7 protein-coding genes and 2 pseudogenes are annotated in these 9,314 nt (G+C 69.9%); 6 read left to right on the plus strand and 3 right to left on the minus strand.

Translation table 11 applies throughout. The features are described 5' to 3' along the window. Positions 1-2: 2 nt before the first annotated feature. Positions 3-1,319 (minus strand): ROK family protein, encoded by a 1,317-nt coding sequence (locus tag ACZ4V6_RS06060; protein ID WP_467823153.1) that lies wholly within the window; start codon positions 1,317-1,319, stop codon positions 3-5. Positions 1,320-1,520: 201 nt separating this feature from the next. Here ACZ4V6_RS06060 and ACZ4V6_RS06065 point away from each other — a divergent pair, with 201 nt between their 5' ends. The 5 genes and pseudogenes from ACZ4V6_RS06065 to ACZ4V6_RS06085 all read left to right on the plus strand — a co-directional run. Then, on the plus strand, positions 1,521-2,837 hold the full coding sequence (locus ACZ4V6_RS06065; RefSeq protein WP_467822898.1) for an ABC transporter substrate-binding protein: 1,317 nt from the start codon (positions 1,521-1,523) through the stop codon (positions 2,835-2,837). Between the two features lie 14 nt (positions 2,838-2,851). Further along, positions 2,852-3,847 carry a carbohydrate ABC transporter permease gene (locus ACZ4V6_RS06070; protein ID WP_467822901.1) on the plus strand — a complete coding sequence of 332 codons (996 nt, stop codon included), beginning with the start codon at positions 2,852-2,854 and terminating at the stop codon, positions 3,845-3,847. Positions 3,848-3,875: 28 nt separating this feature from the next. Continuing rightward, the gene (locus tag ACZ4V6_RS06075; protein ID WP_467823155.1) at positions 3,876-4,715 is read left to right on the plus strand and encodes a carbohydrate ABC transporter permease; all 840 of its coding nucleotides are present in this window, start codon (positions 3,876-3,878) and stop codon (positions 4,713-4,715) included. A 42-nt stretch (positions 4,716-4,757) separates the two neighbouring features. Beyond that, complete coding sequence (locus tag ACZ4V6_RS06080; RefSeq protein ID WP_467822903.1) at positions 4,758-6,113, plus strand: GH1 family beta-glucosidase; 1,356 nt, start codon at positions 4,758-4,760, stop codon at positions 6,111-6,113. A gap of 94 nt (positions 6,114-6,207) precedes the next feature. Then, a pseudogene (locus ACZ4V6_RS06085) lies at positions 6,208-6,329 on the plus strand (IS481 family transposase); the annotation flags it as partial. 259 nt (positions 6,330-6,588) lie between these two features. Here ACZ4V6_RS06085 and ACZ4V6_RS06090 read toward each other — a convergent pair. Together ACZ4V6_RS06090 and ACZ4V6_RS06095 are read right to left on the minus strand one after the other, a co-directional pair. Beyond that, entirely contained in the window at positions 6,589-7,398 is an 810-nt protein-coding gene (locus tag ACZ4V6_RS06090) for an ABC transporter (protein ID WP_467822905.1), read from the minus strand. Further along, positions 7,395-8,339, minus strand: coding sequence for an ABC transporter ATP-binding protein (locus ACZ4V6_RS06095; RefSeq protein ID WP_467822907.1), 945 nt, complete (start codon positions 8,337-8,339; stop codon positions 7,395-7,397). The genes ACZ4V6_RS06090 and ACZ4V6_RS06095 overlap by 4 nt, the downstream gene beginning before the upstream one ends. Positions 8,340-8,596: 257 nt before the next feature. On the opposite strand from ACZ4V6_RS06095, the pseudogene ACZ4V6_RS06100 reads away from it, so the two are divergent. Beyond that, positions 8,597-9,314 (plus strand): annotated as a pseudogene (locus ACZ4V6_RS06100) (hypothetical protein); the annotation flags it as partial.

A 9,314-nucleotide genomic window follows, 5' to 3' on the forward strand; every position in this document is an offset into this window, starting at 1 on the left:
CCTCACTGCGCCGCCCGGTCCCGCAGGCTGGTCTGCCACACGGGACTCTGCTGCTCCGGATCCGCCTCGGCGCGGCGGCCGCCACGGGCGAAGAAGTCGGCGAGCGGCAGGATGGCGGCGCCGACGGTGACGGCGTCCGGTCCCAGGGTGCCCAGGTCGATCTCGACGCGCCCGGCCGGGTACTTCAGCGAGTACGAAGCGGCGTACGTCCGCACGGTGTCGAGGAAGCGCCGGCCGAGCTGGAGGCCGGCCCAGCCGCCGACGAGGATGCGTTCGGGCTGGAAGAGGTTGATCAGGTCGGAGAAGCCGGCCCCGAGATACTCGGCGGTCTCCTCCAGGACGGCCACAGCGGTCGCGTCGGCCGGGGCGACGACCCCCTCGGCGTCGGGGGAGGGGTAGGCGGCGGCGAGCATCGCGGTCAGCGCGGTCTCCTCGTCCGCGCCGGCGGGTGGCCGGCCGCCCGCCTCCGCCCACCGTTCCAGGAGAGCTTCGGCGCCGGCGTACGCCTCCAGGCAACCCGTCGCACCGCAGCGGCAGCGCCGGCCGCGTACCCGTACGGTCAGGTGTCCCCACTCCAGGGCCATGCCGGAGCGCATGTCGTCGGTGACGACGCTGGCGCCGACACCGGAGCCGAAGAGGACCACCACCGCGTTCTGCGCACCTCGTCCGGCGCCGAACCACATCTCCGCCTGGCCGAGCGTCTTGGCGCCGTTGTCGATGTAGTACGGCACGGTCTCGGGCAGCAGTCGGGACTCGCGCAGCAGCCGCTCCAGCGGGACGGCGTCCCAGTCGATGGTCTGGCCGTGCACCACGGCGCCGTCCTGCGCGCTCGCGGCCACGATGCCCGGAACGCCGATACCGACGCCGAGCAGTTGCTCCGCCGGGATACCGGCCCGGCTCAGGACCTCGGGGATGCCTTCGCGGAGGTGACCGACCACGACACCGACGTCGTAGCGGTCCACGCGCCGTGGGCTCTCGGTCGCGAGCGGCCGCTCCACCCGGGCGAGTTCGGTGAGGGCCAGATCGAAGAGCTCGATCCGTACCCGCGTCTCACCGACGTCCACACCGATCATGTAGCCGCTGTGCGCGCTGACGCGCAGGAGCGTACGGGGACGGCCGCCTGCCGAGTCCACGCTGCCGGCCTCCTCGACCAGACCCTCGGCGACCAGCTCGGACACCACGTTGCTCACCGAGCCCGAGCTGAGCCCGGTGACCGGGCCGAGCGAGAGGCGGCTCAGGGGCCCGTCGAAATACAACCGTTGCAACACCGCCGTGCGGTTCTCCCGCCGCAGGTCACGCACCGTACGGCCGCTGCGCATCTTCACCCTGGCCCCTCGTCTCCATCGTCCTACATGCAACTTACAGGGGACGGAGGCCTTGACGCGACCTTCACTTGAGGTTTAACTCACACCGTGAATTAAGCGGCGGGGGGCTTCAGGGCCCGAACGCGGAACGCCCTGCGTGTCGCCCCCTCCCCGCAGCCACAGTCCGTCCGCCCTTCCCGGAAGGCCCCTGGAGCCATGCGCAGAATCAGAGCCGCAGCCGTCGGCGCCGTCACCCTCTCGCTCGTCCTCACCGCGGCCGCCTGCGGTGGGGGCTCTTCCGGCTCGGAGGGTTCCAACGAGCAGCCGAAGACGCTCACCTACTGGGCTTCGAACCAGGGCGCCAACCTCGAGGCCGACAAGAAGGTCCTCCAGCCTGAACTGGACAAGTTCGAAAAGGAGACCGGCATCAAGGTGAAGCTGGAGGTCGTGCCCTGGTCCGACCTCCTCAACCGGATCCTGACTGCCACCACCTCCGGCCAGGGCCCCGACGTCCTGAACATCGGCAACACCTGGTCCGCCTCGCTCCAGGCCACCGGTGCCCTGCTGCCCTGGGACGCGAAGAACTTCGCGGCGATCGGCGGCAGGGACCGCTTCGTGGAATCCGCCCTCGGCTCCACGGGTGCCCAGGGCCAGGACCCCGCCGCCGTTCCGCTGTACTCCATGGCCTACGCGCTCTACTACAACAAGAAGCTGTTCTCCGAGGCCGGAGTGGCGAAGCCGCCGGCCACCTGGGACGAGCTGGTCGCGGTCGGCAAGAAGCTCACCGCCAAGGGCTACAACGGCCTCGGCGCCGAGGGCTCCAACCTCTCCAACAACATCCACCAGGTCTTCGTCCTCGCCAAGCAGCACGGCGCCGACTTCTTCACCGCCGACGGCAAGCCGGACTTCACCTCCGACGGCGCGGTCGCCGCGGTCAAGCAGTACGTCGACCTGATGGCCAAGGACAAGATCGTCGCACCGGGCAACGCCGAGTACGCCCAGAACCAGTCCCTGAGCGACTTCTCCAAGGACAAGACGGGCATGGTGCTGTGGCAGACCGCGTCCGCCACCTTCAAGTCCCAGGGCATGAGCGAGGACGAATGGGGAGTGGCGCCCGCCCCGGTGCCGTCCGGCGAGCCCGGTACCGGCACGGCCGCCAACTCCATGGTCGCCGGCATCAACATGGCCGTCTTCAAGAACACCAAGAACATCGACGGCGCCAAGAAGTTCGTCAACTTCATGACCAGCGACGCCGAGCAGGTCATCCTCAACAAGGCCTACGGCTCCATCCCGCCGGTCAAGGGCGCCCAGCAGGACCCGGCCTTCAACAGCCCCTCGCTCGCCGTCCTGCGTGACACCCTGGCGACCAGCGCCACCGCGCTCCCGCAGGTCCCCGAGGAGTCGCAGTTCGAGACCGTCGTCGGCACGGCGGTCAAGGAGCTGTTCGCCGACGCCGCCGCGGGCCGGCCCGTGACCACCGAGTCGGTGCGGGCCAAGCTCGAGAAGGCCCAGCAGCAGATGCCCAAGAAGTGAGTACGGACACCGCCATGACCACCTCCGCTGCCCTGGACGCAGGCGAGCGGACGGCACGGAAGAACGCTCCCGGAGCGGCACCGCGCCCGCGCCGCTTCGAGCGGTCGCGCCGCATCGGCCTGCCGTATCTGCTGCTGCTCCCCGCCCTCCTGCTCGAACTCCTGGTCCACCTGGTGCCGATGGTGATCGGCATCGCCGTCAGCTTCAAGGAGCTGACCCAGTTCTACGTCCGCGACTGGACCACCGCTCCCTGGACCGGATTCGACAACTATTCCCTCGCGGTCGACTTCGACGCCCCCGTGGGTGAGGCGCTGTTGAAGTCCTTCCTCACCACCTGCCTCTTCACCCTTCTCTCGGTCGGGCTCTGCTGGCTGCTCGGAACGGCCGCCGCCATCTTCATGCAGGAGAGCTTCCGCGGCCGCGGCTTCCTGCGCACGCTCTTCCTCGTCCCGTACGCCCTGCCCGTCTACGCCGCCGTCATCACCTGGGCGTTCATGTTCCAGCGCGACAACGGACTGGTGAACCATGTGATCCACGACCAGCTCGGGCTCACCGACAGCCCGCCGTTCTGGCTGATCGGCGACAACAGCTTCATCACCCTGCTCGTCGTCTCGGTCTGGAAGGGCTGGCCCTTCGCCTTCCTGATCATCATGGCCGGACTGCAGAACATCCCCCGCGAGATCTACGAGGCCGCGGCCCTAGACGGAGCGGGGATCTGGCAGCAGATCCGCCGTATCACCCTGCCGTCGCTGGCCCCGGTCAACCAGGTCCTCGTCCTGGTGCTGTTCCTGTGGACCTTCAACGACTTCAACACCCCCTTCGTCCTCTTCGGCAAGGCGGCACCGGAGTCCGCGGACCTCATCTCCCTGCACATCTACCAGTCCTCGTTCCAGACCTGGAACTTCGGCACCGGCTCCGCCATGTCGGTCCTCCTGCTGCTGTTCCTGCTCGTGGTGACAGGCACCTACCTCCTGCTCACCTCCCGAGGAAGGAAGGCCATCGATGCCTAGCCAGACCCGGCGTCAGGTCCGCTCCCCGATGGCCGCCCCGCAGTCCTTCCTGTGGAGCCGGCGGATCTTCCTGACGCTCCTCTCCGGCTTCGTCCTGCTGCCGGTGTACGTCATGGTCTCCAGCTCGCTCAAACCGCTGGAGGACGTTTCCGGCAAGTTCCAATGGCTCCCCTCGGGCCTCACCGTCCGTCCCTACCTCGACATCTGGGACACCGTTCCGCTCGCCGACTACTTCATGAACTCCCTGATCGTGGCCGGAGCGGCGACCGTCTGCTCCGTCACCATCGCCGTCTTCGCGGCCTACGCGGTCAGCCGCTACGACTTCCGCGGCAAACGGGTCTTCACGGTCACCGTCCTGTCGACACAGATGTTCCCCGGCGTTCTGTTCCTGTTGCCGCTGTTCCTCATCTACGTCAACATCGGCAACGCCACCGGCATCGCCCTCTTCGGCTCCCGCGGCGGCCTGATCCTCACCTACCTCACCTTCTCCCTGCCGTTCTCCATCTGGATGCTCATCGGGTACTTCGACTCGGTGCCCCGCGACCTGGACGAGGCGGCCAAGGTGGACGGCTGCGGACCCCTGGGCGCACTCTTCCGCGTCATCGTGCCCGCCGCGATCCCGGGCATCGTGGCCGTCGCCGTCTACGCCTTCATGACCGCGTGGGGCGAGGTCCTGTTCGCCTCCGTCATGACCAACGACACCACCCGCACCCTCGCTGTCGGCCTCCAGGGCTACTCCACCCAGAACGACGTGTACTGGAACCAGATCATGGCCGCCTCCCTGGTCGTGAGCCTGCCCGTCGTCGCCGGCTTCCTGCTCCTGCAGCGCTACCTCGTCACGGGACTGACCGCAGGCGCCGTCAAGTAGCGGCCTACGTCCCGTTCCCTCACTCCCAGAGAGGCACCCTCTGTGTCCGGTTCGATAGACTTCGCCGCCTTTCCCTCCGACTTCGTGTGGGGCACGGCCACATCCGCCTACCAGATCGAGGGCGCCGTCGCCGAGGACGGGCGGGCCCCGTCGATCTGGGACACCTTCTCCCACACCCCGGGCAGGATCGACAACGACGACCACGGAGACGAGGCCTGCGACCACTACCACCGCTGGCCCGAGGACGTCGCCCTGATGAAGGAGCTGGGCACCGACGCCTACCGGCTGTCCATCGCCTGGCCCCGCGTCGTCCCCGGCGGCGACGGACCTGTCAACGCGGCCGGCCTCGACTTCTACGACCGCCTCGTCGACGCCCTCCTCGACGCCGGCATCACGCCCAACATCACCCTCTACCACTGGGACCTCCCGCAGGCGCTCCAGGACCGCGGCGGCTGGACCAGCCGCGACACGGCCGAGCACCTCGCCGCCTACGCCTCCGTCGTCGTCGGTCGGCTGGGCGACCGGGTCACCCGCTGGGCCACCCTCAACGAACCGCTGTGCTCCGGTTGGATCGGCCACCTCGAAGGCCGGATGGCCCCCGGCCTCACCGACCTCACCGCCGCCGTCCACGCCTCGTACCACCTGCTTCTCGGCCACGGACTGACCGCACGGGCGATCCGCGCGGCGGCGCCGGACACCCAGGTCGGCCTCGTCACCAACCACTCGACCGTGGCGGCCGCCTCGACCCGGTCCGAGGACATCGCCGCAGCCGCCCGCATGGACGGCCACACCAACCGCTGGTGGCTCGACCCGGTCTACGGCCGCGGCTTCCCCGCCGACATGCGCGAGCTTTACGGCGTCGAACTACCCGAACGCACAGGTGACTTGGAGGCGATGGCCGCCCCGCTCGACTGGCACGGCCTCAACTACTACTTCCCGGTCACGGTCGCCGACGACCCGGACGGCCCCGTCCCGTACGCCCGCGAGGTGCGCCTGCCCGACGCACCCCGCACCGGCATGGACTGGCAGATCGACGCCGACGGCCTGGAGTCGTTCCTGATGCGGCTGACCGATGACTACGGCGTCCGCGAGCTGTACGTCACCGAGAACGGCTCCGCCTTCCCCGACACCGTCGGCCCCGACGGCACCGTCGACGACCCCGAGCGGGCCCGCTACCTGGAACAGCACATCGGCGCCTGCGCCCGCGCCGTGCGCAAGGGTGTCCCCCTCGCCGGCTACTACGCATGGTCCCTCCTCGACAACTTCGAATGGGCCTACGGCTACGACAAGCGCTTCGGGCTCGTCCACGTCGACTACGCGACCCAGGCACGCACCATCAAGTCGAGCGGCCGCCGATACGCGGACATCATCCGCGCCCACCGGCAGGCCCACGCCTGACCCGCGCCACGCAGGGCGGGAGAGGCTCCCGTGGGCGGACACGTCCACGCCGACAGGAGCTTCGCGAAAGTGACAGGCAGTGGTGGGCCGACCGTACCGTCGGTTCGGCGAGGCAGGGACGAGCGATCCGTCCTCCCGGCCGCACACCAGCCGCGCCGCACGCCAACCCGCACCGAACGACGGATCATCAAGGTCCGCGTGTTGCTGCGCTGGGGGCATGTCACTCCACCAGAGAAATAAGAATTCGATGGCTGACAGGGCAACTGGAAACCAGCGCAGTTCCGTTGCCCTGTCAGTGGGAGGCATTCTCGAATTGTGTGGAGCACCGGTGTGTCACCCGGCTGATCGCCGGTCCTGCCTGTTTCTTTTCGTCACCGCTCAAATTCCGTTCGGCGGTGGGGAAGTCCCGAGTCCCCCGGGGGATGTAGGGACCCAGGATGCCAGGGACGCCCCTTGGCAGGGGCGGGCGGCGCCGTCAGGCGTCGCGGTTGCGCAGCACCCAGTAGCCGGCCGCGTTGGCGGCGAGGGCCCAGAAGACCAGCAGCGCGGCGGCCGCTCCAGGGCCGTGGGCGTCGGACTCGGAGACGCCCATCAGGGCCATGCCGGCCGGTCCCGGCAGACAGTCGCCGGCCTTCTGCACGAACTCCACCGAGACCGACTGCAGCGTCATGGGCAGCACCAGCAGGACCAGGAAACCCACCGTGACGGTCCCGGCCACACTGCGCACGGCCGCGCCGATTCCGATGCTGATCATTCCGACCGCGCCGAGGTACCCGCCCACGGCCAGCGCCTGGCGCACGCTCGCCCCGACCGTCACCGGATCGGCGACGTCACCGAGCGCGACGACGGCCGAGCCCAGCCCCAACGGCGCGACGACGAGGCCCGACACGAACAGCACGGGGACCAGCACCACGCTTTTCGACAGCAGCATCCGGTGCCGCACCGGCACGCACTGCAACGTCCCGCGGATGCTGCCGGTCGCGTACTCCGAGGCGATGACCATCGTCGCCAGCGCGAGCACCGCGAACTGGCCCATGAAGACGACCCCGGTGCCCAGGTTCGCCAGCGGGTCCGTCGGCGGCTCGCCGCCCGAGGACTGCGCCGTCGAGGAGCGCGCGGAGACCCCCACGATCACCGTGTAGGCGACCACCAGCGCGGCCGTGGACGCCAGGGACACCCAGGTGGAGCGCACGCCCCACAGCTTGGTCCACTCCGCCGCGGCGGCCCCCATCAGTCCGCCGCGGCCTTGTGCTGCCGCCGCCGGAGCGGCCTTCGTGTCGTTCATGCGTCCCACCCGCCTGTCACCTTCGCGCTCCGAGCGGTGCCGTATTCGACACTGTCGGAGGTCAGTTCCATGTACGCCTCCTCGAGCGAGGGCTCCTGCAGGAGCAGTTCGTGCAGTCGGATGCCGGCCTTGTGCGCCAGGTCGCCGATCTGCTCGGGCCGGGCACCGCGCACGACCAGTGCGTCGTCCGCGGTGAGTTCGGTCCCGAAGCCCGCCGTCCCGATCCGCCGGACCAGGTCCGCGCGGTCCGCCGGGTCGGGGACTCGCACCCGCACGGTGCCCAGGGAACTGCGCTCGATCAGCTCCGGCACCGGGGTGTCCGCGATCAGCTTGCCCTTGCCGATGACGACGACCTGGTCCGCGGTCTGCTGCATCTCGCTCATCAGATGGCTGGAGAGGAAGACCGTACGTCCCTCCTCGGCCAGGGAGCGCGCGATGGAGCGCACCCAGCGCACCCCGTCCGGGTCGAGGCCGTTCACCGGCTCGTCGAAGATCAGCACACCGGGGTCGCCGAGCAGCGCCCCGGCGATGCCCAGTCGCTGGCCCATTCCCAGGGAGAACAGGCCGACCCGGCGGCTCGCCACCGAGGTCAGGCCCACCACCTCCAGCACCTCGTCGACCCTGCGCCGCGCGATGCCGTTGCTGCGGGCCATGGACAGCAGGTGGTTCCGCGCGGTCCGCCCCGGGTGCACGGCCTTGGCGTCGAGGAGCGCGCCCACCTCCCGCAGGGGATAGCGCAGTTCCTCGTACTGCTTGCCGTTGACCAGGGCCCGGCCCGCCGTCGGCCGGTCCAGACCGAGGATCATCCGCATCGTCGTGGACTTCCCCGCTCCGTTGGGGCCGAGGAAGCCGGTCACCCGGCCGGGCGTGATCTCGAGGTCGAGGCCGTCCACCGCGGTCACCGTCCCGTACCTCTTGGTGAGCCCGCTGAGAGTGATCATGCTCGCTCCCTGTCGCTGTGCCGATGTGACCACCGTAGGAATCGGTGGGGTCCGGCACATCCGACGATGGGAATCGGTCGTCCACCACTTTCGTCGGGGCGGGCCGTAGCTTCCGGCCGGGGCGCCGGCCTGCCGGGCCTTGCGCCCGGCCCGCGGTGCGGTGCGCGGTGGAGCGTTTTCGCCCGGGACTTGGGATCGGTGACTTCCGGGGCGGTTATCGACCCCGCGCACTCCTCGCGACCGGCGTCGATTCCGCCGTGTCCCGGCACCGGGCGTGGTGGCACGCCTTCCACCGGCGCAGCTACGTGGCACTGCCCGAGCGGACCCTGCAGCGGTTCCACCGGGCCCAGCTGTACATCCTGGCCGCCGTGACCGGCCCCGGGCCCGAACGGCTCGCCGACGCGCCCGCGTTGCTCGGACCCTCGCGCCACCTCGGCATCGGACCGGTCGCCGCGGCGCTCGAGCAGGGCCCGCCGCCCGCCCACGAGCACCTGGCCGGCGCGCTGCCCGGGGTCGGGTCCAAGGCGGGGCGCACCGACGATCCGGTGCGCGCCTCCGGAGCGCTGGCCCTGTGGGAGGCCCACCGCTACACGGCCGGCCCGCGCATCCTGCGCTACCTGCTGCGTCCCGCGCTCGCCGGAGTGGTCGGCTACTATTCGGGCTTCCTCATGGAGGGCGTCGACGGACGCCTGTACCTGCCCGTCACGCACTCGCCCGGCCAGGCCGACGTCAGCGACTGCACCCACGACCTGTCGCTCCTGCGCTGGGCGGTCACGACCCTCGTCACGGCCACGCGCGGGCTCCGTGAGAAGGACTCCCGACTGACCCACCGGGAAGGCCTTGCAGCCAGGCTCACGCCGTGTCACACCGACACTTTCGACATGGAGGGCGTCGACGGACGCCTGTACCTGCCCGTCACGCACTCGCCCGGCCAGGCCGACGTCAGCGACTGCACCCACGACCTGTCGCTCCTGC

The sequence above is a fragment of the Streptomyces sp. NPDC029152 genome (assembly GCF_055564355.1).

Coding starts and splice junctions, on each gene's coding strand:
- ACZ4V6_RS06060 (WP_467823153.1), bottom strand. CDS start 1,319: ATGCGCAGCGGCCGTACGGTGCGTGACCTGCGGCGGGAGAACCGCACG.
- ACZ4V6_RS06065 (WP_467822898.1), top strand. CDS start 1,521: ATGCGCAGAATCAGAGCCGCAGCCGTCGGCGCCGTCACCCTCTCGCTC.
- ACZ4V6_RS06070 (WP_467822901.1), top strand. CDS start 2,852: ATGACCACCTCCGCTGCCCTGGACGCAGGCGAGCGGACGGCACGGAAG.
- ACZ4V6_RS06075 (WP_467823155.1), top strand. CDS start 3,876: ATGGCCGCCCCGCAGTCCTTCCTGTGGAGCCGGCGGATCTTCCTGACG.
- ACZ4V6_RS06090 (WP_467822905.1), bottom strand. CDS start 7,398: ATGAACGACACGAAGGCCGCTCCGGCGGCGGCAGCACAAGGCCGCGGC.
- ACZ4V6_RS06095 (WP_467822907.1), bottom strand. CDS start 8,339: ATGATCACTCTCAGCGGGCTCACCAAGAGGTACGGGACGGTGACCGCG.